The 23,980-nt window shown below is 72.3% G+C and carries 22 protein-coding genes; 13 read left to right on the top strand and 9 right to left on the bottom strand.

Annotation, left to right across the window (positions count from 1 at the left end):
* Positions 1–22 precede the first annotated feature (22 nt).
* On the bottom strand, positions 23–1,993 hold the full coding sequence (locus MOJ79_RS10285) for a gamma-glutamyltransferase family protein (protein ID WP_241924080.1): 1,971 nt from the start codon (positions 1,991–1,993) through the stop codon (positions 23–25).
* Positions 1,994–2,430: 437 nt separating this feature from the next.
* On the opposite strand from MOJ79_RS10285, the gene MOJ79_RS10290 reads away from it, so the two are divergent.
* On the top strand, positions 2,431–3,663 hold the full coding sequence (locus MOJ79_RS10290; RefSeq protein ID WP_241924081.1) for a patatin-like phospholipase family protein: 1,233 nt from the start codon (positions 2,431–2,433) through the stop codon (positions 3,661–3,663).
* Between the two features lie 30 nt (positions 3,664–3,693).
* Here MOJ79_RS10290 and MOJ79_RS10295 read toward each other — a convergent pair whose 3' ends face one another.
* Positions 3,694–5,187 (bottom strand): carboxypeptidase M32, encoded by a 1,494-nt coding sequence (locus tag MOJ79_RS10295; RefSeq protein ID WP_241924082.1) that lies wholly within the window; start codon positions 5,185–5,187, stop codon positions 3,694–3,696.
* 26 nt (positions 5,188–5,213) lie between these two features.
* Positions 5,214–5,702, bottom strand: a complete 489-nt coding sequence (locus MOJ79_RS10300) for a YqaA family protein (RefSeq protein ID WP_241924083.1) — start codon at positions 5,700–5,702, stop codon at positions 5,214–5,216.
* 75 nt (positions 5,703–5,777) lie between these two features.
* On the opposite strand from MOJ79_RS10300, the gene dusB reads away from it, so the two are divergent.
* The 3 genes from dusB to purH are packed head-to-tail and all read left to right on the top strand — an operon-like array spanning position 5,778 to position 8,732.
* Positions 5,778–6,875 (top strand): tRNA dihydrouridine synthase DusB, encoded by a 1,098-nt coding sequence (gene dusB / locus MOJ79_RS10305; protein WP_442863109.1) that lies wholly within the window; start codon positions 5,778–5,780, stop codon positions 6,873–6,875.
* Entirely contained in the window at positions 6,872–7,114 is a 243-nt protein-coding gene (locus tag MOJ79_RS10310) for a helix-turn-helix domain-containing protein (protein ID WP_241924084.1), read from the top strand. The genes dusB and MOJ79_RS10310 overlap by 4 nt, the downstream gene beginning before the upstream one ends.
* A gap of 13 nt (positions 7,115–7,127) precedes the next feature.
* Positions 7,128–8,732 carry a bifunctional phosphoribosylaminoimidazolecarboxamide formyltransferase/IMP cyclohydrolase gene (gene purH, locus MOJ79_RS10315; RefSeq protein WP_241924085.1) on the top strand — a complete coding sequence of 535 codons (1,605 nt, stop codon included), beginning with the start codon at positions 7,128–7,130 and terminating at the stop codon, positions 8,730–8,732.
* Positions 8,733–8,768: 36 nt separating this feature from the next.
* Here purH and MOJ79_RS10320 read toward each other — a convergent pair whose 3' ends face one another.
* Genes MOJ79_RS10320 through MOJ79_RS10330 form a run of 3 tightly spaced genes read right to left on the bottom strand, consistent with a single transcriptional unit; the run spans position 8,769 to position 11,224 of the window.
* Positions 8,769–9,401, bottom strand: a complete 633-nt coding sequence (locus MOJ79_RS10320) for a 3-oxoacid CoA-transferase subunit B (protein WP_241924086.1) — start codon at positions 9,399–9,401, stop codon at positions 8,769–8,771.
* 10 nt (positions 9,402–9,411) lie between these two features.
* A complete protein-coding gene (locus tag MOJ79_RS10325; protein ID WP_119293197.1) occupies positions 9,412–10,113 on the bottom strand; it encodes a 3-oxoacid CoA-transferase subunit A in 702 nt (233 codons plus the stop codon).
* Positions 10,114–10,132: 19 nt separating this feature from the next.
* Positions 10,133–11,224, bottom strand: a complete 1,092-nt coding sequence (locus tag MOJ79_RS10330) for a maleylacetate reductase (RefSeq protein ID WP_241924087.1) — start codon at positions 11,222–11,224, stop codon at positions 10,133–10,135.
* Between the two features lie 337 nt (positions 11,225–11,561).
* Here MOJ79_RS10330 and katG point away from each other — a divergent pair, with 337 nt between their 5' ends.
* Positions 11,562–13,760 (top strand): catalase/peroxidase HPI, encoded by a 2,199-nt coding sequence (gene katG, locus MOJ79_RS10335; RefSeq protein ID WP_272885375.1) that lies wholly within the window; start codon positions 11,562–11,564, stop codon positions 13,758–13,760.
* A 113-nt stretch (positions 13,761–13,873) separates the two neighbouring features.
* Here katG and MOJ79_RS10340 read toward each other — a convergent pair whose 3' ends face one another.
* Positions 13,874–14,512: a hypothetical protein gene (locus MOJ79_RS10340; RefSeq protein WP_241924088.1), complete on the bottom strand. Its 639-nt coding sequence runs from the start codon at positions 14,510–14,512 to the stop codon at positions 13,874–13,876.
* 133 nt (positions 14,513–14,645) lie between these two features.
* Positions 14,646–15,560 carry a LysR family transcriptional regulator gene (locus MOJ79_RS10345; RefSeq protein WP_241924089.1) on the bottom strand — a complete coding sequence of 305 codons (915 nt, stop codon included), beginning with the start codon at positions 15,558–15,560 and terminating at the stop codon, positions 14,646–14,648.
* Positions 15,561–15,683: 123 nt separating this feature from the next.
* Here MOJ79_RS10345 and MOJ79_RS10350 point away from each other — a divergent pair, with 123 nt between their 5' ends.
* From MOJ79_RS10350 to MOJ79_RS10380, 7 genes are all read left to right on the top strand, one after another.
* Positions 15,684–16,553 carry a dioxygenase family protein gene (locus MOJ79_RS10350; protein WP_241924090.1) on the top strand — a complete coding sequence of 290 codons (870 nt, stop codon included), beginning with the start codon at positions 15,684–15,686 and terminating at the stop codon, positions 16,551–16,553.
* A 21-nt stretch (positions 16,554–16,574) separates the two neighbouring features.
* Positions 16,575–17,666, top strand: a complete 1,092-nt coding sequence (locus MOJ79_RS10355) for a C4-dicarboxylate TRAP transporter substrate-binding protein (protein WP_241924091.1) — start codon at positions 16,575–16,577, stop codon at positions 17,664–17,666.
* A gap of 181 nt (positions 17,667–17,847) precedes the next feature.
* On the top strand, positions 17,848–18,402 hold the full coding sequence (locus MOJ79_RS10360; RefSeq protein ID WP_241924092.1) for a TRAP transporter small permease subunit: 555 nt from the start codon (positions 17,848–17,850) through the stop codon (positions 18,400–18,402).
* Positions 18,399–19,715, top strand: a complete 1,317-nt coding sequence (locus MOJ79_RS10365) for a TRAP transporter large permease (protein ID WP_241924093.1) — start codon at positions 18,399–18,401, stop codon at positions 19,713–19,715. The genes MOJ79_RS10360 and MOJ79_RS10365 overlap by 4 nt, the downstream gene beginning before the upstream one ends.
* A 13-nt stretch (positions 19,716–19,728) precedes the next feature.
* On the top strand, positions 19,729–20,037 hold the full coding sequence (locus MOJ79_RS10370; protein ID WP_241924094.1) for a YciI family protein: 309 nt from the start codon (positions 19,729–19,731) through the stop codon (positions 20,035–20,037).
* Entirely contained in the window at positions 20,034–20,405 is a 372-nt protein-coding gene (locus MOJ79_RS10375) for a Dabb family protein (RefSeq protein WP_241924095.1), read from the top strand. Before MOJ79_RS10370 ends, MOJ79_RS10375 begins: the two co-directional genes overlap by 4 nt.
* A gap of 55 nt (positions 20,406–20,460) precedes the next feature.
* Positions 20,461–21,996, top strand: a complete 1,536-nt coding sequence (locus MOJ79_RS10380; protein WP_241924096.1) for an amidohydrolase family protein — start codon at positions 20,461–20,463, stop codon at positions 21,994–21,996.
* A 57-nt stretch (positions 21,997–22,053) separates the two neighbouring features.
* Here the strand turns inward: MOJ79_RS10380 and MOJ79_RS10385 are convergent, their stop codons facing one another.
* The gene (locus tag MOJ79_RS10385; protein ID WP_241924097.1) at positions 22,054–22,941 is read right to left on the bottom strand and encodes a LysR substrate-binding domain-containing protein; all 888 of its coding nucleotides are present in this window, start codon (positions 22,939–22,941) and stop codon (positions 22,054–22,056) included.
* A gap of 137 nt (positions 22,942–23,078) precedes the next feature.
* Here MOJ79_RS10385 and MOJ79_RS10390 point away from each other — a divergent pair, with 137 nt between their 5' ends.
* A complete protein-coding gene (locus tag MOJ79_RS10390; RefSeq protein WP_241924098.1) occupies positions 23,079–23,972 on the top strand; it encodes a dioxygenase family protein in 894 nt (297 codons plus the stop codon).
* Positions 23,973–23,980 lie beyond the last annotated feature (8 nt).

A 23,980-nucleotide genomic window follows, 5' to 3' on the forward strand; every position in this document is an offset into this window, starting at 1 on the left:
GTAGCGACACCGTGCGCACGCCTCAGCGGCCGCGCGCGACGCCCTCGCGCCGCGGGTCGGCGCCGGCCTCGTAGACACAGCGCGCCGCGTCGCAGCGCCGCACGACGATGGCCAGCCCGCTCGACTGCGCGGCCAGCCGCACGTCGTGGCCGCGCGAGCGCAGCGCGGCCACCAGCGGGTCGGCGGCACCGCCGTCGCGCGCCTCGACGAGCGGGTGTTCGGCGCCGACGATCGTCGTCGGGCCGTCGAAGGCGGCGACCGCGACGAGGGCCGCGGCCTGCTGGGCGTCGAGCCCCCAGTCGAGCACGCCGACGAGCGACTTGAGCACGTGGGCGATGATCGTCGCGCCGCCGGGCGAGCCGGTGGCCATCGCGAACGTCGCCGGGCGCCCGCGCGCATCGGGCGTGAAGACGAGCGTCGGCGCCATCGAGCTGCGCGGGCGCTTGCCCGGCTCGAGCCGGTTCGCGAGCGGGCGGCCCTGCGCGTCGACGGGCGCCGGCGCGAAGTCGGTGAGCTGGTTGTTCAGCAGCACGCCGCCGCGCGTCATGCGACGGCTGCCGAACGCGGACTCGATGCTGCTCGTCAGCACGACGGCATTGCCGTCGCGGTCGACGACCGTCAGGTGCGTCGTGCCGCCGCGCGGCGCGCCGGCGTCGCGCCCCGGTGCCGGCGCGCCGAACTCGCCCGGCGGTGCGGTGCCGATCGAGCGCGCCGGATCGATCAGCGCGGCGCGGCGGCGCAGGTAGTCGCGGTCGAGCAGCGACGCGACGCCCGTGCCTGGCAGCGGCACGAAGTCGGTGTCGGCGACGTAGCGGTTGCGGTCGGCGAAGGCCAGGCGCAGCGCTTCCGTCACGAGGTGGACACCGCTCGCGTCGGGACGGCCGCCGTCGGCGTCGACGGCGCTGGGCCGCAGCGCCGCGAGGTCGAAGGCTTCGAGCACGCCGAGCGCCTGCGCCACCGCGAGTCCGCCCGACGACGGCGGCGGCATGCCGCACACGACGTGCGCGCGGTACGGCACGCACAGCGCGTCGCGGCGCACGCTGCGGTAGGCGGCCAGGTCGGCGAGCGTCAGGCGCCCGGGCGTGACGGTGCCGCCGCGCGTGTCGGCCACCGCGTCGACGATGTCGCGCGCGATCGCGCCGCGGTAGAACGCGTCGGCCCCCTCGTCGGCGAGCGTGCGCAGCGTCGCCGCGAGCGCGCGCTGCACGAGGCGGTCGCCGGCGGCGAGCGGGCGGCCGTCGGCGTGCAGGAACACGGCGCGCGCGTGCGCGTCGCGCGCCAGCGCGTCGGCCGACGCGGCGATCGATGCGGCCAGCCGCGGGCTCACCGCGAAGCCCTCGTCGGCCAGCGCGATCGCCGGCGCCAGCAGCTCGCGCCACGGCCGCCGGCCATGTTCAGCGTGATGGGCGGCGAGCAGGTGCACCAGCCCCGGCACGCCGACCGAGCGGCCGCTGTCGCGCGCGTTCGGCCGCGGCGGCACGCGCTCGTCGGCGCCGATCCAGCGCAGGTCGTCGGGCGTGCTCGCGGCGGGCGCCGTCTCGCGGCCGTCCCAGGCCGTCACGGCCCGCCGCGCGGCGTCCCAGTGCAGCAGGAAACCGCCGCCGCCGAGACCCGACGACTGCGGCTCGACGACGGCGAGCACCCATTGCGCCGCGATCGCCGCGTCGGCGGCCGAGCCGCCGCCGGCCAGCACCTGACACGCGGTGCGCGTGGCCAGCGGGTGCGCGGTGACGGCCACGTACGACGCCGCGCGCACGAGCGGCTTGCGCACGTAGCCGGTGGCCACTTCGGGCGCGCCGGGCAGCGCGGCGATCGCGCGCGACGGCTCGGCGGCCTCGACGCCGGCAGGCTCGACGGCGCAGGGGTCGGGCGGCCCCCCGCGCGGCGCGACGGCGGCGCACCCGCCCAGCAAGACGGCCAGGCCCAGTGCGACGATGCGCCCGGCGCGAAGCGCGGGTGCGCGGCGGTCAGCGGGGTGGCGCAGGCGGCTCATGCCGCGCCGATTGTGGTGCCGCGCGGGGCGCCGCGCGCGTCAGGGGCAGACGGGCGGCATCGCCGCGATCCACGCCCGGATCAGCGCGTTGCCTTCGGCGTCGAAGACGTGGCGGCCGAGTTCGGGCATCGCGACGCGCGGCGGCTCGCTGTTGGGCCGGTAGCTCGTCAGGCCATGGCAGAGGAACGCACGACGCGTCAGGATCGCCGGACTGGCGTCGTACGCGAAGCGGTGATTCCATACCGTCGTCGCCGGTCCGCAAGCCGAGAGCGTTCAGGTGCTCGAGTCGGGCCTCTGCGACTGCACCGCCCGCACGCCGGCATCGGCGGCGCTATCCCCATGACCAGATTCAACTCGCCGAGAAACAACCGCTTGCGGTCCAAATCTAGACGCCGCGGCCCACCGCGGGCGATACCGGCGGCCGTAGACTGCACGCCATGGCGACCCGCCGCACCCCGCACGCCCCGCGCATCGGCCTCGCGCTGGCCGGCGGCGGGCCGCTGGGGGCGATCTACGAGATCGGGGCGCTGTGCGCGCTCGAGGAGTCGCTGCTCGGCCTCGACCTCAACGCGCTCGACGGCTACATCGGCGTGTCGGCCGGCTCGTTTATCGCCGCCGGGCTGGCCAACGGCATCACGCCGCGGCAGATGTGCCGCGCCTTCATCGAGAACGACGCCGACGCCGGCTTCGAGGTGTCGCCGACCGCGTTCGTCCACCCGGCCTGGGGCGAGTACCTGCAGCGGCTGGCGTCGGTGCCGGCGCTGGTCGCGCAGGCCGGCTGGCGCTACGCGTTCAAGGGGCGCTCGCTGCTGTCGGCGTTCGAGCGCCTGGGCCGCGCGCTGCCCACCGGCGTGTTCAGCAACGCGCCGCTGGAGGCGCAGATGCGCCGCGTGTTCGACGCCGACGGGCGCAGCAACGACTTTCGCCGCCTCGCGCGCCAGCTGATCATCGTCGCGACCGACCTCGACAGCGGCGAGTCGGCGCCGTTCGGCCTGCCCGGCTGGGACCACGTGCCGATCTCGCAGGCCGTGCAGGCCAGCGCCGCGCTGCCGGGGCTGTTCCCGCCGGTCAAGATCGGCTCGCGGCACTACGTCGACGGCGCGCTGAAGAAGACGCTGCACACCCGCGTGCTGCTCGACCGCGGCGTCGACCTCGTGCTGTGCCTGAACCCGCTGGTGCCGTTCGACGCGTCGCAGGCGCCGCACACGCGCACGCTGGCCAGCGGCGACGAGCGCATCCCGCGCCTCGTCGACGGCGGGCTGCCGGTCGTGCTGAGCCAGACCTTCCGCTCGCTGATCCACTCGCGCCTCGAGCTGGGCATGAAGGGCTACGAGACGAGCCACCCGCACGTCGACATCGTGCTGTTCGAGCCCGACCAGCGCGACCCCGAGATGTTCCTCGCCAACATCTTCAGCTACTCGCAGCGCCGCGTCGTGGCCGAGCACGCGTACCAGCAGACGCGTGCCGACCTGCGCGCGCGCCGCGCGACGCTGGGTCCGGTGCTCGCGCGCCACGGCATCGCGATCGACGACGGCGCGCTCGACGACGCGAAGCGCCACCTCGTGGGCCGCCGCCCGCTCGCACGCGGGCGCACGGCGCGCGCGCTCAGGCGGCTCGAGCAGGTGCTCGCCGACCTCGAACGCGCGCTGCCGCCCGCCGTGCAGGCCTGACCCCAGCCGATCGCGCCGACCGCGCGAGGCTCAGCCGAGGTAGCGCGCCTCGAGGTGCGCGCGGTAGTGCGCCGGGTTCAGCGCCTCGCCGCTCGCGCGGCGTGCGAGTTCGTCGGTGGGCCAGAAGCTCGCCTGGCTCCAGACGTGGTGCTGCAGCCAGTCGAACACCGGCTGCAGGTCACCGGCGGCGATGCGCGCGTCGAGGTCGGGGTGCTCGCGGCGCATCGCGGCGAACCACTGCGCGGCATACATCGCGCCCAGCGTGTAGCAGGGGAAGTAGCCGAACAGGCCCTCGGGCCAGTGCACGTCCTGCAGCGGCCCGTCGCGGAAGTCGCCGCGCGTGTCGACGCCGAGCAGCTCGGCCATCTTCGCGTCCCACAGCGCCGGAATGTCGTCGGCCTCGATCTCGCCTTCGATCAGCGGACGCTCGATCTCGTAGCGCACGATCACGTGCGCCGGGTACGTGAGCTCGTCGGCGTCGACGCGGATGCGCCCCGGCTCGACGCGCGTGAGCAGCCGCTGCAGGTTGTCGGGGGCGAACGCGTCCTGCGCGCCGAACGTCTCGGCCAGCACCTGCGCCAGCCACGGCACGAAGCCCGGGTGCGCCGCGAGCTGCATCTCGAACGCGAGCGACTGGCTCTCGTGGATCGCCATCGAGCGCGCCGACGCCACCGGCTGGCCGAGCCACTCGCGCGGCAGGTTCTGCTCGTAGCGCGCGTGGCCGGTCTCGTGGATCGTGCCCATCAGGCTGCCGAGGAAGTCGTCGTCGCGGAATCGCGTCGTGATGCGCACGTCCTCGGGCACGCCGCCGCAGAACGGGTGCGTACTGACGTCGAGCCGCCCGGCGTCGAAGTCGAAGCCCAGCCGGCGCATCACGCGCTCGCACAGCCGCCGCTGCGCATCGAGCGGGAACGGCCCGCGCGGCACGAGCACGCGCTCGCCGGCCTGGCGCTCGCGCACGCGCCGGATCAGCCCCGGCAGCCACTGGCGCAGCTCGCCGAACAGGCGGTCGACGACGGCGCTCGTCATGCCCGGCTCGAAGCGGTCCATCAGCGCGTCGTAGCGCGACAGGCCCGTCGCTTCGGCGAGCAGCGTCGCCTCCTCGCGCGCGACGGCGAGCACCTCGCGGAAGTTCGCGACGAAGCCGGCCCAGTCGTTGGCCGGGCGCTGCGTGCGCCACGCGTGCTCGCAGCGCGCGGTGGCCAGCTCGCGCCGCTGCACGAGCACTGCCGGCAGCGCGGTGGCCAGCCGCCAGTCGCGGCGCATCTCGCGCAGGTTGGCGCGCTGCAGGTCCGACAGCGGTTCGTCGTGCGCGCGCGCGATCAGCTCGCCGACTGCGGCGTCGGTGCGCAGGCCGTGCAGCAGCGCGGCCAGCTCGGCCAGCGCCGCGGCGCGCGCCTCGCTGCCCTTGGGCGGCATCCACGCCGCGCGGTCCCAGCCGGCGATGGCCTGCAGGTGAGCGAGGCGGTGCAGCCGCAGGTGGCACGCGCACAGCGCGTCGTAGGCGGGGGTGGCGGTGTCCATCACGGCGATTCTGCGGCGCCGGCCGCTCAGCTGCCGGTGGCCCACGGGAACGCCCACACGAGGCCGCCGACGTAGACCAGGTAGCGCGCGAACTTGCCGATCGCCATGTAGACCACGCACGGCCAGAACGGCAGCCGCAGCCAGCCGGCGACGCCGCACAGCGGGTCGCCGACGAACGGCAGCCACGACAGCAGGCACGCCGGCGGCCCCCAGCGCTGCAGCCAGGCCAGCGCGCGCGCCTCGCGCGGCGCGCGCTGCGCGACCTTCTCGTACGCGCGCTCGGCGCCCCAGCCCATCCAGTACGTGACCACGCCGCCGGCCGTGTTGCCGGCCGTGGCCACGATCAGCGCCGGCCAGAACAGCGACGGGTTCAGCTCGACGAGGCCGTAGACGAACGGCACGCTGGCCATCGGCAGCAGCGTGGCCGACAGCAGCGACATCACGAACACGGTGCTCAGCCCGTACTCGGGCAGCGCGAGCCACGCCAGCAGCGTTTGCACCCAGGGTTGGTCCATCGCCGGCATTCTCCCCGGCAGACCGAGGGCTATACTTTTGTCTCCTTTTTGAGCACCTCCCCCCCCTCCCCCGCGATGAAAGTCGGCAACGTCGAGCTGCCGGGCGTGATGGCTGTCGGCCTGCGCGCGCCGCGCGCGGTGTCGCTCGTCGTCGCGCCGATGGCCGGCGTGACCGACCGGCCGTTTCGCGTGCTGTGCCGCCGCCTCGGGGCGCACCACGCCGTCAGCGAGATGGTCACGAGCAAGCGCGAGCTGTGGACGAGCCTGAAGACGTCGCGCCGCGCCGACCACGCCGGCGAGCCGGGGCCGATCGCGGTGCAGATCGCCGGCGTCGACCCCGCCGAGATGGCCGACGCGGCGCTGTACAACATCGAGCGCGGCGCGCAGATCATCGACATCAACATGGGCTGCCCGGCGAAGAAGGTCTGCAACGTGTGGGCCGGCTCGGCGCTGATGAAGGACGAATCGCTGGCCGCGCGCATCGTCGACGCCGTGGTCGCCGCGTGCGCGCCGCGCGGCGTGCCGGTGACGCTGAAGATGCGCACCGGCTGGTGCGCGAGCGAGCGCAACGCGCTGGCGATCGCGCGCCGCGCGCAAGACAGCGGCGTCGCGCTGGTGACGGTGCACGGCCGCACGCGCGAGCAGGGCTACGGCGGCGCTGCCGAGTACGACACGATCGCGGCGGTCAAGGCGGCGCTGCAGATCCCGGTGGTGGCCAACGGCGACATCGACTCGCCCGAGAAGGCGGTGGCGGTGCTCGACCACACCGGCGCCGACGCCGTGATGATCGGCCGCGCCGCGCAGGGCCGGCCGTGGATCTTCGGCGACGTCGCGCACTACCTGGCCACCGGCACGCACCGCGCGCCGCCCGCCGTCGCGCAGGCGCGGCAGTGGCTGCTCGAGCACCTGCACGACCACTACACGCTGTACGGCGAGGCCAGCGGCGTCAGGAGCGCGCGCAAGCACATCGGCTGGGCGGTGCGCGCGCTGCCCGGCGGCGAGGAATTCCGCCAGCGCATCAATGCGATCGACACCGCCGACGCGCAGTGGCGCGCGGTGGCCGACTGGCTCGCCGCGCTCGGCGAGCGCCACGGGCATTGGCCGCTGGGGACGGACCTCGCCGCCGCGTTCGACGGCGCCGCCAACGACGGCTCGCTGAAGCGCCGCGCATGAGCCGCAAGCACCCCCTCGAGCAGTGCGTGCGCGACACGCTCGAGCAGTACTTCGCCGACCTGCGCGGCACCGAGCCGCACTCGATGCACGAGATGGTGATGAACGCCGTCGAGAAACCGCTGCTCGACATCGTGATGAAGCACGCCGACGGCAACCAGAGCAAGGCCGCCGAGTGGCTCGGCATCAACCGCAACACGCTGCGGCGCAAGCTGCTCGACCACAAGCTGATCGACCGCTGACGGTCGCCCCGCCATGACCACCGCCCTGATCTCCGTTTCGGACAAGACCGGCATCGTCGACTTCGCGCGCGGCCTGCACGCGCTGGGCGTGAAGATCCTGTCGACCGGCGGCACCGCGAAGCTGCTCGCCGACGCCGGCCTGCCCGTCGTCGAGGTCGCCGACCACACCGGCTTTCCCGAGATGCTCGACGGGCGCGTCAAGACGCTGCACCCGAAGATCCACGGCGGCCTGCTCGCGCGGCGCGACGTGCCGGCGCACATGGCCGCGCTGGCCGCGCACGGCATCGAGACGATCGACCTGGTGGCGATCAACCTCTACCCGTTCGAGGCCACCGTCGCCAAGGCCGGCTGCACGCTCGACGACGCGATCGAGAACATCGACATCGGCGGGCCCGCGATGGTGCGCAGCGCCGCGAAGAACTGGAAGCACGTCGCGGTGCTGACCGACGCGTCGCAGTACGCCGAAGTGCTCGCCGAGCTGCAGGCCGACGGCCGCGTCGGCGAGGCCACGCGCTTCAAGCTCGCGGTGGCGGCGTTCAACCGCATCAGCAACTACGACGCGGCGATCAGCGACTACCTGTCGTCGCTGCAGCCCGACGGCTCGCGCAGCCTGTTCCCGGCGCAGAGCAACGGCCGCTTCGTCAAGGTGCAGGACCTGCGCTACGGCGAGAACCCGCACCAGCAGGCCGCGTTCTACCGCGACCTGCAGCCCGCGCCGGGCTCGCTCGTGACGGCGCGCCAGCTGCAGGGCAAGGAGCTGAGCTACAACAACATCGCCGATGCCGACGCGGCGTGGGAGTGCGTCAAGAGCTTCGACGCACCGGCGTGCGTGATCGTCAAGCACGCCAACCCGTGCGGCGTCGCGCTGGGCAGCGGGCCGGCCGAGGCGTACGCGAAGGCGTTCCAGACCGACCCGACGAGCGCCTTCGGCGGCATCATCGCGTTCAACCGCCCGCTCGACGGCGAAGCCGCCAAGCGCGTCGCCAAGCAGTTCGTCGAGGTGCTGATCGCCCCGGCCTTCAGCGACGAGGCGCGTGCCGTGTTCGCCGCCAAGGCGAACACGCGGCTGCTCGAGATCGCGCTGCCGCCGGCCGACGACGCCGCCGCGCGGCGCGCGGCGGGGGGCGACAGCGACTGGGCGCGCGGGCGCAACGCGATCGACGCCAAGCGCGTCGGTTCGGGGCTGCTGCTGCAGACCGCCGACAACCGCGTCGTCACGCGCGCCGACCTGAAGGTCGTCACGAAGATGCAGCCCACGCCGCAGCAGCTCGACGACCTGCTGTTCGCGTGGACGGTGGCCAAGTACGTCAAGAGCAATGCGATCGTGTTCTGCGCGGGCGGCATGACGCTGGGCGTCGGCGCCGGACAGATGAGCCGCATCGACAGCGCGCGCATCGCCAGCATCAAGGCCGAGAACGCCGGGCTGTCGCTCGAGGACTCGGTGGTCGCCAGCGACGCCTTCTTCCCGTTCCGCGACGGGCTCGACGTCGTCGTCGACGCCGGCGCGACCTGCGTGATCCAGCCCGGCGGCAGCGTGCGCGACGACGAAGTCATCGCCGCCGCCGACGAGCGCGGCATCGCGATGGTGTTCACCGGGGTGCGGCACTTCCGGCACTGACCGCGGTCACCGCCGGCCGCCACCGCCGGCAGCGGCTCAGCGCCGCAGCGCGACCGCGGTGCGCGCCTGCAGCGCGTCGAAGTCGAGCCCGTCGACGATCTCGACGACGCGCAGCCCCGTGGGCGTCACGTCGATCACCGCGAGGTCGGTGTAGATGCGGCTCACGCACGCCAGCCCCGTCAGCGGGTAGGTGCAGCGCTCGACGATCTTCGGCTCGCCGGTCTTGGTGGTGTGCTCCATCATGACCCAGGTCTTCTTCGCGCCGATCGCGAGGTCCATCGCGCCGCCGACCGCGGGGATCGCGTCGGGTGCGCCGGTGTGCCAGTTCGCGAGGTCGCCGCGCCCCGAGACCTGGAACGCGCCGAGCACGCACACGTCGAGGTGGCCGCCGCGCATCATCGCGAAGCTGTCGGCGTGGTGGAAGAAGCAGCCGCCGGGCCGCAGCGTGACCGGCTGCTTGCCGGCGTTGATGAGGTCGTAGTCCTCCTCGCCGGGCGGCGGCGTCGGGCCCATGCCGATGACGCCGTTCTCGCTGTGCAGCATCACCTCCTTGCCGCCGAGGTGGTTGGCCACCAGCGTCGGCATGCCGATGCCCAGGTTCACGACCATGCCGTCGGCGATGTCGCGCGCGACGCGCCGGGCCATCTCGTCCTTGCTCCACTTGCCCATCGCGCACCCCTCACGCCGCCTGCTTGAAGCCGCCGGCGCCGGTTTTCGTGCGCGCGACGGGCACGACGCGCTGCACGAACAGCCCCGGCGTGACGACGGCCTCGGGATCGAGCGCGCCCAGCGGCACGACCTCGTGCACCGTGGCCACCGTGACCCGCGCCGCCATCGCCATGATCGGGCCGAAGTTGCGCGCCGTCATGCGGTAGGTCAGGTTGCCCCAGCGGTCGCCGCGCTCGGCCTTGATCAGCGCGAAGTCGGCGTGGATCGGCGTCTCGAGCACCATCCACTTGCCGTCGATGAAGCGCGTCTCCTTGCCCTGCGCGAGCTCGGTGCCGTAGCCGGTGGGCGTGAAGAAGCCGCCGATGCCGGCGCCGGCGGCGCGGATGCGCTCGGCGAGGTTGCCTTGCGGCACCAGCTCGAGTTCGATCCTGCCTTCGCGGTACAGGCGGTCGAAGTGCCACGAGTCGACCTGCCGCGGGAAGCTGCAGATGATCTTGCGCACGCGCCCGGCTGCGAGCAGCGCGGCCAGCCCCGTGTCGCCGTTGCCGGCGTTGTTGTTGACGATCGTCAGGTCCTTCGCGCCCTGCGCGATCAGCGCATCGATCAGTTCGTTGGGCTGGCCGGCGGTGCCGAAGCCGCCGATCATCACGGTCGCGCCGTCGGGCACGTCGGCGAGCGCTTCGGCGCAGGTGGCGACGATCTTGTCGATCATGGTGGATGGACGGGCGAATTCAGGCCGCCGGCGGCGCACCGTCGTAGGCACGCTGCAGCAGCGCGCGCAGCGCGTGGCGTTCCAGCGGCCGGGGGTTGGGATAGGCGTTGGCCACGGCCAGATCGGCTGCGCGGTCGAGGCCGTCGGCGCGCATGCCCAGCGCGGCGAGCGACGTCGGCGCGCCGTGGCGCGCGGCCAGCCGCTGCACCGCCAGCGGCGCGTCGGCCGCCACCGGCGCGCACAGCGTCGCGTCGGCCGCGTGCAGCGCGCGCGCGATGCGCGCCATCGCGTCGGGCGCGGCAGCGGCGTTGTAGGCCAGCGCGTGCGGCAGCACGACGGCGTGCGTCTGCGCGTGCGGCAGGTCGAAGCTGCCGCCCAGCGTGTGGCACAGCTTGTGGTGCAGCCCCATCGCGACGCTGTCGAGCACGATGCCGCACAGCCACGCGCCATACAGCGCGTCGCTGCGCGCGGCGAGATCCTGCGGGTTCGCCGCCAGCAGCGCGAGCGCGGCCGCACTGGCGCGGATGCCTTCCTCGGCCATCAGCGCGACGACCGGGTTGCCGTCGTGCGCGTACAGGCCCTCGGCAGCGTGCGCGATCGCGTTGAGCGCGCTCGTCACCGTCAGTGCCAGCGGCAGCGTCAGCGTCAGCTCGGGGTCGTAGATCGCCGTCTTCGGGCGCACGCGCGCGTCGCGCCCGGTCTTCTTGACGCCGCCTTCGGTGATGCCGTAGATCGAGGTCATCTCGCTGCCGGCGTAGGTCGTCGGAATCGCGACGATCGGCAGCGACGACTCGAGCGCGATCGCCTTGCCCAGCCCCGTCGTCGAGCCGCCGCCGATGGCCACCGCGCAGTCGGCGCCCAGGCGCTGCGCCTCGGCGCGCGCGGCGCGTGCGGTCTCGATCGGCACGTGCATCGCCGCGCGTGCGAACACGCCGGCGCAGCGCCCGCCGAGCAGCGCCGCGACGCGCTCGGCACTGTCGACCTGCTCGGGCGTGGCGAGCACCAGCGCGCGCCGCGCACCCAGCCGCTCGACCTCGGCGCCGAGCTGCTGCAGCGCGCCGGCGCCGAACACGACGCGCGTCGGGTTGGCCTGGAACGTGAACGCGTGCATCCCGCGATTGCAGCAAATCCGCACGGCAGCCGTGAAGCACCGGCGCGAAACACTGTTTTTCGCCGTCGCTGCGATGCCCGGCCGGGCCGCGGGAAGAGCCGAGGTCCGCCGCCGCGCGACGTCACGGGGGCCCGCTCGAGGCGATGGTCGCGGCGGTGACGCTGCCGCGGCGCGAGCCCGGCGAAGCCGCGTCGTTCGCGGCACGGGCGCTTGCGACCGAACCGATGCGCGCCGGTCCGGTCTATCGCCGTGATTGAGGCGCTTGCATTGCCGCGGCCGGGGGCGACTCCTAGACTGGCTCGGCCGTTTCCCTTCACGCACACCGCAGGAGATCGCCATGACGACCGACATGAAGTGCCCGTACGCCGGCAGCGCCGCGCCACACGCGAAAGCCGGGGCCAAGGGCAACCGCGACTGGTGGCCCGAGCAGCTCAACCTCGCGATCCTTCACCAGCACTCGGCGAAGTCCAACCCGATGGGCGCCGACTTCGACTACCGCAAGGAATTCCAGACGCTGGACCTCGACGCCGTCGTCGCGGACCTGCGCGCGCTGATGACCGACTCGCAGGACTGGTGGCCCGCCGACTGGGGCCACTACGGGCCACTGTTCGTGCGCATGGCCTGGCACGCGGCGGGCACCTACCGCATCCACGACGGACGCGGCGGCGCCGGCCGCGGCGCGCAGCGCTTCGCGCCCGAGAACAGCTGGCCCGACAACGCCAACCTCGACAAGGCACGCCGGCTGCTGTGGCCGATCAAGCGCAAGTACGGCCGCAAGCTCTCGTGGGCCGACCTGCTCGTGCTCGCCGGCAACGTCGCGCTCGAGTCGATGGGCTTCAAGACCTTCGGCTTCGGCGGCGGCCGCGCCGACATCTGGGAGCCCGAGCAGGACATCGACTGGGGTCCGGAGACCACCTGGCTCGGCGACGAGCGCTACAGCGGCGACCGCGAGCTGGCCGCCCCACTGGCCGCGGTGCAGATGGGCCTGATCTACGTGAATCCCGAAGGCCCGAACGGCAAGCCCGACCCGCTCGCCTCGGCGCGCGACGTGCGCGAGACCTTCCGCCGCATGGCGATGAACGACGAGGAGACCGTCGCGCTGATCGCCGGCGGCCACACGTTCGGCAAGTGCCACGGCGCCGGCGACCCGAAGCTCGTCGGCCGCGAGCCCGAGGCCGCGCCGATCGAGGAGCAGGGGCTGGGCTGGAAGAACGCGTTCGGCACCGGCAAGGGTGCGCACACGACGACCAGTGGCATCGAGGGCGCGTGGAAGCCGCACCCGACGCGGTGGGACATGGGCTACCTCGAAATGCTGTTCGGCTACGAGTGGGAGCTCACGAAGAGCCCGGCCGGCGCCTACCAGTGGGTCGCGAAGAACGTGCGGCCCGAGCACCTGATCCCCGACGCGCACGACCCGTCGAAGAAGCATCCGCCGATCATGACCACGGCCGACCTGTCGCTGCGCCACGACCCGGCCTACGAGAAGATCGCGCGCCGCTACCTGGCCCACCCGCAGGAGTTCGCCGACGCGTTCGCGCGCGCGTGGTTCAAGCTGACGCACCGCGACATGGGCCCGCGTGCGCGCTACGTCGGCAAGCTGGTGCCGAAGGAAGAGCTGATCTGGCAGGACCCGGTGCCCGCGGTCGACCACCCGCTGGTCGACGCGCACGACGTCGCGGTGCTGAAAGCGCAGGTACTGGCCAGCGGGCTCGGCATCGACCAGCTCGTGCGCACCGCGTGGGCCTCGGCGGCGACTTTCCGCGGCAGCGACAAGCGCGGCGGCGCCAACGGCGCGCGCATCCGCCTGGCGCCGCAGAAGGAGTGGGAAGTCAACCGGCCGGCCGAGCTGGCCCAGGTGCTCGCGACGCTCGAAGGCATCCGCAAGTCGTTCAACGCCAGCGCCACCGGCGGCAAGCGGATCTCGCTGGCCGACCTGATCGTGCTGGCCGGTGGCGCCGCGATCGAGGCCGCGGCGAAGAAGGCCGGACACGACGTGACGGTGCCGTTCGCGCCCGGGCGCACCGACGCCTCGCAGGCGCAGACCGACGTCGAGTCGTTCGCCGTGCTCGAGCCGCGCGCCGACGGCTTTCGCAACTTCGTCAAGAAGGGGCTCGAGCCTTCGGCCGCCGAGCTGCTCGTCGACAAGGCGCAGCTGCTGACGCTGACCGCGCCCGAGATGACGGTGCTCGTCGGCGGCCTGCGCGTGCTCGGCGCGAACGCCGGCGCCGCCAGACACGGCGTGTTCACGCAGCGGCCGGGCACGCTGAGCAACGACTTCTTCGTCCACCTGCTCGACATGGGCACGGTGTGGCAGCGCTCGGCCACCGACGCCCACGTGCTCGAAGGCCGCGACCGCAAGACCGGCGCGCTGAAGTGGACGGCCACCGTCGTCGACCTCGTGTTCGGGTCGAACGCGCAGCTGCGCGCGCTGGCCGAGGTCTACGGCAGCAGCGACGGCGAGGCGAAGTTCGTGCACGACTTCGTCGCCGCGTGGACCAAGGTGATGAACCTCGACCGCTTCGACCTCGCGGCCTGAGCCCCGCGCGCCAGGCCACGGGCCTGGCAGCGGGTCGCGGCCCCGCCCCGGTGGCACCGGGCGGGGCTGCTGTCTTTGTTTGGCCGTCGCCGGGCGTGCGCGCGTGCGGCCGCTCAGCCCGACACGCGTGCCGCGCTCACGCGGCCGTCGCGCGGGTCGATGTCGCACTCGAACTGGAAGATCGTCGTCGGCATCCCGGTGGCGGGCACCGCGCGGCCCTGCCCGCGCAGTTCGAGGCGGTCGGGGGCGGTCTGCCGCAGGCGGCGCGTGCGGCCGTCGAAGCTGACCTGCGTGACGCCGGGCCAGCGCCGTTTGAGCGCCGCGGCGACACTCGACTCGCAGGCCTCGGGCGACAGGTGCGACAGGTCGGGGTCGGTCTCGCGCGGCGTCGCGGGGGCGGCGGCGCGCGCCGGCGTGGTGTCGCGCATCACGACGCCCACCGCGTCGGGCTGGCGCGGGTCGACGTTGCAGCGGTAGCTGAAGCTGCGCGTGCCGTCGGGCGCGCGCCAGCGGCCGGCGCCGCGCAGCACGACGACGTCGTCGCCGGAGGCCGTCGCATCGACGATCGGCGCCGCGTTGAACGCGACGTCGGCGGCGCGTGCGGCCTGCGGCAGCGCCTGCCGCACCGCGCGCTCGCACGCAGCGGCGGCCTCGTCGGCCGATGCGGTGGCCGCAGGCGCAGCCTGCGCGGCTGCTGCCGGCTCGGCAGCGATGGCGGCCAGCGGCAGCAGGCCGAGGACGGCCGCGGCCACGCGCCGCGGCAAGCTCGAGGGGCACAGGGCATTCATACCGCTAGTGTGACCCAAGCGTGCCGGCCGCGGGCCACCCGTTCATCGGCGGCCGCAAGCCGATGCCGTCGTGGCGCGCCGTGCGCCGGCGAGGCGGTCACGCCGTCCAGCGCCGCTCGTAGTCCAGCCGCTCGAACTGCTCGACGAGGAAGTCGACGAAGCAGCGCACCTTGGCCGGCAGGTGGCGGCGCGTCGGGTACGCGATGTTGATCGTCAGCCGCGGCAGTTCCCAGTCCTGCAGCAGCGGCACGAGGCGCCCGGCGACGACGTCCTCGTGGATGATGTACATCGGCTGGATCAGGATACCCAGGTGCTTGAGCGCCGCGGCGCGGATCACCTGACCGTCGTTGGCCTCGAGCAGTCCGTCGATCGGCACCGTCGTGACGGCGCCGTTGCGCGTGAAACGCAGCTGGTGCGGCTGGTTGGCCAGGTTGTAGATCAGCAGCCGGTGCTGCGCGAGCTCGTCGGGCGTGCGCGGCATGCCGTGGCGCTGCAGGTACTGCGGCGACGCGGCGAGCACGCGCTTGGTCTCGGCCAGCCGCCGCACCGTGATCGCCGAGTCGTTCTCGAACTCGCGGTTGCGGATCGCGACGTCGATGCCGCTTTCGAGCAGGTCGGTGTAGCGGTTGGAGACGACGATCTCGACCTTCAGCTCGGGGTAGCGTGCGTGGAACTCGGGCAGCAGCGGCGCGATGACGATCATCGAGAACGACAGCGACGCCGTCACGCGCAGCAGCCCGGTGGGCTTGAGCACGGCCTCGTTGACGGCGCTCTCGGCGTCGCGCAGCTCGCCCAGCAGCGGCTTGCAGCGGCGGTAGAAGGCCTCGCCGACGTCGGTCAGGAACAGCCGCCGCGTGTTGCGCTGCACCAGCCGCGCGGCCAGCCTCGCCTCGAGCGACGCGAGGTGGCGGCTCGCCGCCGCGTTCGACAGGCCCAGCGACTCGGCCGCGCGCGACAGGCTGCCCAGTTCGGCGACCTGCACGAACAGCTCGATCTCGGTCCAACGATCCACGTTAACCCGCAGTTTTCCGGCGCGCGGAAATGAGCATTGCCGCGCACCGCTTCAAATGGAAAGACCGCGAGTCTAGAGTCGCGCACCGCAACGTCCGCACGGTACTGACCCGCTCCTGCCGGCATGCGCCCGATCGACGAAGACACCATCACGCAGGCCGTGATCGCGAGCCACGCGAGCGCCGGCGACGCGCGCCTGCGCGAGGTGATGACGAGCCTCGTGCAGCACCTGCATGCATTCGCGCGCGAGGTCAGGCTGACCGAGGACGAGTGGGCCGCAGGCATCCGCTTCCTGACCGAGACCGGGCAGACGTGCCGCGACGGGCGGCAGGAGTTCGTGCTGCTGTCGGACACGCTCGGGCTGTCGATGCTGGTCACGGCGCTGAACCACCGCAAGCCGCGCGGCTGCACCGAGACCACGGTGCCCGGACGCTATCGCGTCGAGGGCGCACCACGCGTCGAGCCCGGCAGCGACATCGCGCGCGGCGCCCGCGGCGAGCCGTGCTTCGTGCGCGGGCGCGTGAAGGCGCTCGACGGCACACCGGTGGCCGGCGCCGAGATCGAGGTCTGGCAGGCCGACGCCGACGGCCTGTACGACGTGCAGTACGCCACCGCCGGCGCGCCGCACGTGCACCGCGCGCGCGCCGTGCTGACCAGCGGCGCCGACGGCGGCTTCCACTTCCTCTCGATCGTCCCCGCGCCGCATCCGATCCCGCACGACGGGCCGGTGGGCCGCATGCTGCAGGCCCTGGGCCGCTCCCCGTGGCGGCCGGCGCACCTGCACTTCACAGTCACCGCGCCCGGCTATGAGCCGCTCGTCACGCACGTCTTCCGCGCCGGCGACCGCCACCTCGACAGCGACGCCGTGTTCGGCGTGCGCGCGTCGCTGGTGGCCGACTGGGTGCGCCACGCCCCCGGCCCGACACCCGACGGCGGCACCAGCGACGAACCTTTCTACACGCTGGACTTCGACTTCGTCCTCAACAAGGCCTGAGAGGGCCCAAGGAGACTGCCCATGAACAAGCGCCACTTCACCCGCCTGGCCCTGGCCGCCGCGGCGGCCTGCGCGTTCGCGCTGCCTGCGTCGGCCAACCAGACCTTCAGGCTGACGATCGCCTCGAGCCACCCGCCGGCGCTGCCGTGGGTCGGGCTGATGAGCACGCTGTTCGTGCCCGAGGTCAACAAGCGCGTCGAGGCGCTGGGCAAAGGCTACAAGATCGAGTGGCGCGAGGCCTACAGCGGCCAGCTCTACAAGATGAACGCGACGCTGTCGAGCGTCGCCGAGGGCGTGGCCGACATCGGCTGGGTCTTCGCCAGCCTCGAGGCGGCCAAGATGCCACTGGCGCAGTTCACGACCGTCACGCCGTTCACGACCGACGACGTGCGCATCGTGCTCGACATCGCCAACGAGATGAACGAGAAGGTGCCGGCGCTGAAGGCCGAGTGGGACCGCAACAACCTCGTGTTCCTCGGCGCCTCGGGCGTCGACACCTACCACCTGTTCACGAAAGCCCCGGTGCGCAGCTACGACGACCTCAAGGGCCGCAAGATCAGCGCGCCGGGCTCGATCGGCCTGTGGCTGCGCGGCTCGGGCGCGGTGGCGGTCGACGGCTCGCTGACCAGCTACTACACCGACATCCAGACCGGCGTGTCGGAAGGCACGATCTCGATCGCCACCGGCATCCTGCCGAACAAGATCTACGAGGTCGCGCCCTACGTGACGACGGTCAACATCGGTGCCGTCTACAACGGCGGCATGGCGATGAACAAGGACAGCTTCGCCAAGCTGCCGCCCGAGGTGCAGAAGATCGTCAAGGACGTCGGCCTGCTGTACTCGAAGACGCTGGGCGAGACGCTGATGCAGCGCTACGAGGGCGCGCTGAAGACGATGGCCGAGGTCGGCGCCAAGCAGAACCCGCCGGTGACGATCACGCCGCTGCCCGCCGCCGAGCGCGAAAAGTGGGTGCGCACGCTGCCCAACCTGGCCGGCGACTGGGCCAAGTCCAACGCATCGCGCGGCCCGGCGGCCGACGTCGTGAAGACGTACATGGAGGCGCTGCGCGCGCGCGGCGTCAAGCCGGCGCGCGACTGGGACCGCGAGCTCTGAAGTCCCCCTGACCCCGCCTGGACGGGGCCGCGGCGCGCGCGGCCTGACGCGCCGGCACTATCGATGCCATCGCTTAGAGACGTCGACACAGATCACTTCCGTCGAACGACCCTTCGCACTAGATTGCAGCCCCACGATGACGGGTCCTGACACCAACGGCGCCCGCACAGGAAACGGAGACATGTCCCACGAACCCCGCGTCGACTTCGAGTCCGCGTCGCCGCACGACCCCGTGCCGTCGAGCCCGTTCGGGCACCTGGTCGACGGGCTCAACGCCATCGGCTCGCTGCTGATCGCCGCCGTGATGCTGCTGATGTGCGCCGACGTGCTGATGCGCAACCTCGCGAACCGCCCGATCGACGGCGTCGCCGAGATGGTCGCGGCGTCGATCGTGATCATCGTGTTCCTGCAGCTGCCCTCGACGCTGCGCCACGGGCGCATGTCGCGCGCCGACCTGTTCCTCGACCCGTTCCTGTACCGCCACCCGCGCGCCGGACGCGGCCTGCGCGGCGTGTACTCGCTGGCCGGCGTGTTCGCCTGCGCGCTGATCGCCTACGCGAGCTGGCCGTCGCTGGTGCGCTCGTGGACCCACGACGAGTTCCTCGGCATCGAAGGCGTGTTCACGTTCCCGACCTGGCCGATGCGCGGCGTCGTCGTGCTCGGCGCGACGCTGGCCGCGGTGCAGTACCTGCTGCTGGCCTGGCACGACGGCCGCCGCGCGTGGGGGGCCCGATGAGCGACCTCGCGATCGGCTTCGTCGCGCTCGGGCTGATGCTCGGGTTCATCTACTTCGGCATGCACATAGGGGTGGCGCTGATCGTCACCTCGTTCGTCGGCGTCAGCCTGATCCGCAGCCCCGAGATCGGCGCGCGTTTCGCCGCCGCCGCGGCCAACGACGCGATCCGCGACTACCTGTTCGGCGTCGTGCCGCTGTTCGTGCTGATGGGCATGCTGGTCAGCGTCTCGGGGGTCGGGCGCGACACCTTCGACGTGTTCCAGTGGCTGATGCGCAAGATCCGCGGTGGCCTCGGGCTCGCGACGGTGGGCGCGAACGCGGTGTTCGCCGCGATCACCGGCATCTCGATCGCCTCCGCCTCGGTGTTCACCAAGGTCGCGGTGCCCGAGATGATCCGCATGGGCTACAACCCGCGCTTCGCGGTCGGCGTCGTCGCCGGGTCGTCGGTGCTCGGCATGCTGATCCCGCCGAGCCTGCTGATGATCATCTACGGCGTGCTCGCCGAGGAGTCGATCGGGCGCATGTTCATCGCCGGGCTGATCCCCGGCCTGCTGCTGGCCACGGGCTTTTGCGTGCTGATCGTCGCGATGGCGTACCTCGCGCCGCACAAGGTCGGCAAGCCCGAGGCGCTGATCGACGTGCCGTCGAGCGAGACGCCGTTCACCGCGGCGAAGAAATTCCTGCCGATCGCCTCGCTCGTCGCGCTCGTGCTCGGCGGCCTGTACGGCGGGCTGTTCACACCGACCGAGGCCGGCGCGGTCGGCGCCGCCGGCGCCTTCGTCATCGCGCTGGCGCGCGGCACGCTGACCTGGCGCAAGCTGTGGGCCGTGCTGACCGAGACCGGCTACGTCTCGGTGTCGGTGCTGTTCCTGATCCTCGCGGCGATGCTGTACAGCCGCATGCTCGCGCTGACCGGCATGCCGGGCTTCGTGACGCAGACGATCACCGAGCTCGGCCTCGGGCCGTGGGGCTTCCTGATCGTCTACATCGCGATCGTGATCGCGCTGGGCTGCATCATCGACTCGGTGTCGATCATGCTGATCATGCTGCCGATCGTGCTGCCGGTGGCCAAGGCGTTCGGCATGGACATCGTGTGGTTCGGCGTGCTGACGGTGGTCGCCGTCGAGATCGGGCTGCTGACGCCGCCGTTCGGCGTGTCGGCCTACACCGTCAAGTCGGCGCTCAACGACCCGCGCATCGGCATCAAGGACATCTTCGCCGGCACGTTCCCGTTCGTGCTCGCGATGCTCGCGGTGCTCGCGATCCTGGCCGCCTTCCCCGGCCTGTCGACGTGGCTCGCGCGGATGAACTGAGCGGGGTGCAGCGATGGTCTACGTCTTCGTCCTCGTCGACAAGCCCGAGCACGCCGAGCTGCGCCAGCGCGTGCGCCCCGAGCACAAGGCCTACCTCGCCGCGGTGGCCAAGCGCATCGCGTTCGCCGGCCCGCTGACGCACGACGACGGCGTCACGATGATCGGCAGCCTGCTCGCGATCGACTTCGACACCCGCGACGCCGCGCACGCGTGGCTCGCGAACGAGCCGTTCACCCGCGCCGGCCTGTACGCGCGCACCGAGGTGCACGCCTTCGTCAACCTGTGGCCGCAGAAGGCCGGATTCCCGCCGGCGGCCGCATGATCAAGCACATCGTGATGTGGAACGTGCGCGGCGACGACGACGAGACCCGCGCGCGCAACGTGCAGATCCTCAAGACCGAGTTCGAGTCGCTGCGCGGGCGCATCCCCGGCCTGCTGCACCTCGAGGTCGGCGTCGACTTCAGCCGCGTCGACTACGCGTGCGACGTCGTCCTGTACACCGAGTTCGCCTCGCGCGCGGCGCTGCTGGGCTACGCCGAGCACCCCGAGCACCTGCGCGTGCGCCGCACGCTGGGCGACATGCGCATCGCGCGTCACCAGGTCGATTACGAGGTGGGGGACCGCCCCGCCCTCGTTGGGAGCGAGCCGGCGGCCGGGTCCGCGGCCCGCCATGTGGAGCCGGCGCCGTAGCGGCGGCGGCCCTTCAGCACGCCCGTTCACCCGTATTCCCAGCAGGAGACCCAGCATGTGCAAGCTCTGTGACGAAGGCAAGCCGCAAAACCACTGGAACCCGCGGCGCGGCTTCCTGAAGGCCGCTGTGGCCAGCGGTGCCGCCGCCGGTTCGATGGCACTGTTCTCGTCGAGCGCCGCCGCGAGCAAAGGTGGCCCCGACCGCGGCCCCGCCGGCAGCGGCCTGCCGGGCCGCAACTACGTGATCCGCGGCAGCGCCGTGCTGTCGATGGACAAGAGGGTCGGCGACTTCGAGTCGGCCGACGTGCTCGTGACCGGCAACAAGATCGCCGCGATCGGCCCCAACATCCCGGCGCGAGGCCTGCCCGAGATCGACGCGCGCGGCAAGATCGTGATGCCGGGCTTCGTCGACACGCACCACCACCTGTTCGAGACGGCGCTGCGCAGCTTCCTCGCCGACGGTCTGTTGTTCGACGGCCTCGACGCCAACATCACGCAGAACTACTTCCAGAAGATCCTGCTCGCGTTCGCGCCGGTGTACCGGCCGCAGGACGTCTACATCAACACGCTGTTCGGCTCGCTCGCGCAGCTCGACGCCGGCGTGACGACGGTGCACGACATCTCGCAGATCCACCACTCGCCGCAGCACAGCGACGCGACGATCGCCGCGCTGCGCGCCTCCGACCGGCGCGCCGTGTTCGGCTACTTCGAGAGCGCCGGCGGCGTGGCCGGCAACCAGTACCCGCAGGACGCGCGGCGCATCCGCCGGCAGTACTTCTCGTCGTCGAACCAGCTGCTGTCGATGTTCATGGGCGGCGAGATCTACCTGCCCGGCTACGAGGCCGCCTGGCAGCTCGGCCGCGAGCTGGGTCTGCCGATCGCGTGCCACATCGTCGGCACGTTCGGCATGCGCCCGACCTTCGACGCGCTGGCGGTCAAGGACTTCGGACCCGACAACCTGTTCATCCACGTCACCGGCATGTCCGACTATGCATGGCAGCGCGTGAAGGACACCGGCGCCGGCGTGTCGCTGGCGGTGCCGATCGAAATGAACATGGCGCACGGCACGCCGCCGATCATCAAGGCGCAGCAGCTGGGCATCCGCCCGTCGCTGTCGACCGACGTCGAGTGCACGCTGACGGCCGACATGTTCACGCAGATGCGCACGACGATGGCGCTGCAGCGCATGTTCGTCAACGCGAACAAGCTCGGCGAGCCCCACATGCCGCCGACCGACGGCGTGAACCTGATGACGACGCGCGAGGTGATCGAGTGGGCGACGATCAACGGCGCGCGCGACCTCAAGCTCGACCGCAAGGTCGGCTCGCTGGCGCCGGGCAAGGAGGCCGACATCGTGATCCTCGATGCCGAGGCGATCAACGTCGCACCGCTGAACCACGTGCCGGGCGCCATCGTCTCGCTGATGGAGCGCAGCAACGTCGAGACCGTGATCGTCGCCGGCAAGGTGCGCAAGTGGAAAGGCCAGCTGCTCGACGTCGACCTGCCCAAGCTGCGGCGCGAGCTCGAGGCCTCGCGCGACTACCTGTTCGCCGCCGCCGGCATCCCGCGCAACCTGTTCCGCGCGCCCTGAGCGGCCCGGGTCACGCCACCGACGATGCGCCAGCGCACCGCCCGCATGCCGCTGCCGTCACCCGTCGCGCCCGACGGCGCGGCGGATGACGGCGGCCATGTGGCGCATCGTCGGCGAGCGCGCCGCGCCCTTCTTCCACAGCAGCCCGGGGGTGCGGCGCGGCGTCGGGTCCTCGAGCGGCACGACGGCCAGTTCGTCGGACGGCGTCAGCGCCGTCTCGGCGACGATGCCGGCCAGGTCGGTGCGGCGGATCAGCTCGAGCATCGGCGCCACCGAGTTCAGCTCGACGACGACGCGCGGCTCGGCGCCTGCGGCCTCGAACGCCTCGTCGAGCAGCTGCCGCGTCGAGAACTCGCCGGGCAGCAGCACCATGCGCACGCCGTGCAACTCGACCATGCGCACGCGCCGCCGCCGCGCCAGCGGGTGCGTGGCGGCGACGACGAGCTTGAGCTCCTCGTGGTACAGCGGCTCGAACCACAGGTCGGGCGCGTCGGCAGGGCGGTACGACACGCCCAGGTCGAGCGCGCCCTTGGCGAGCCGCTGCGCGATCTCGCGCGCCGACAGCTCCTGCACGCTGACCACGGTGCCCGGCGCCAGCGCGATGAAGCTCGACACGCACATCGGCACCAGCCGGGTCGCGAAGCTGTGCGTCGTGCCCAGCCGCAGGCTGCCCTGCAGCGGGTCGCCGGCGTGCGGGCGCAGCGCCTGCAGCGCGCGGTCGATCTGCTGCAGCGCCGGCGTCGCGTAGCTGCGCAGCAGCTCGCCGGCCTCGGTCAGCCGCACGTGGCGCGTGCTGCGCTCGAACAGCGGCGTGCCGATCTCGTCCTCGAGCTGGCGGATCTGGTGCGACAGCGTCGACTGCGTGACGTGCAGGCGCTCGGCCGCGCGGCTGAAGTTGAGCGTCTCGGCGAGCGCGTCGAAGTAGCGCAGGTGCCGCAGTTCCATCGCCGTCGGAGCCTCCGCGGGTTATCTACGGCATCGATGATAGCGGTCGACACAAATCACTTCCATCGAAGACCAAAGCGCCCTAGATTCCAGAGCTTTCCCGACAACGACAGCGCCCCAGCGCGACGGAGACCGACATGACGCACCAGACCGCCGACATCACGCAGGCCGTGCTCGACCGCCTCGACGGCTGCACCGACGAGCGCTTCAAGCAGATCCTCTCGGCCGTGATCCGGCATGCGCACGCGCTGGTCCGTGAGGTCGACCTGACGCCCGACGAGTGGATGGCGGCGATCCAGTTCCTGACCCGCGTCGGCCAGACCTGCGACACGAAGCGGCAGGAGTTCATCCTGCTGTCGGACACGCTGGGCATCTCGATGCTCGTCGTGCAGCTCGAGCAGGCGCGCCGCTCGGCCAAGGCGCTGCAGGACAAGACGGCCCGCGCGATGCCCACCGAAGCCACCGTGCAGGGGCCGTTCTACTGGGAGGGCGCGCCCGAGCTGCCGCTGGGCGCCGACATCGGCGAGGGCATGCCCGGCGAGCCCGCGTACTACAGCGGCCGCGTGACCGACACGCACGGCCGCCCGATCGCGCGCTGCTGCGTCGACGTGTGGTCGGGCGACGGCGAAGGCGTCTACGACATGCAGATGGGCGAGGAAGCCGGCATGCGGCTGCGCGCGCGCTTCTACACCGACGACGAGGGCCACTACCGCTTCTGGTCGATCAAGCCGACGTACTACCCGGTGCCCGACGACGGCCCGGTCGGTGACATGCTGCGCCGCATGGGGCGTCACCCGAACCGCCCGGGGCACATCCACATGATGGTCTACCGCGACGGCTACGTGCCGCTGACGACGCACCTGTTCGCCGCCGACAGCCCGTACCTCGATTCCGATGCGGTGTTCGGCGTGCGCGACAGCCTGATCGTGCCGTACGAGAAGCATGCACCGGGCACCGCGCCCGACGGACGCCGCATGGACCGCCCCTTCCACACCTGCCGCTACGACTTCACGCTCGCGCCAGCGGCGTGAGTCGCGCC

The organism is Calidifontimicrobium sp. SYSU G02091, from assembly GCF_022631395.1.
In the GTDB taxonomy this organism is placed as follows: domain Bacteria; phylum Pseudomonadota; class Gammaproteobacteria; order Burkholderiales; family Burkholderiaceae_C; genus Calidifontimicrobium; species Calidifontimicrobium sediminis.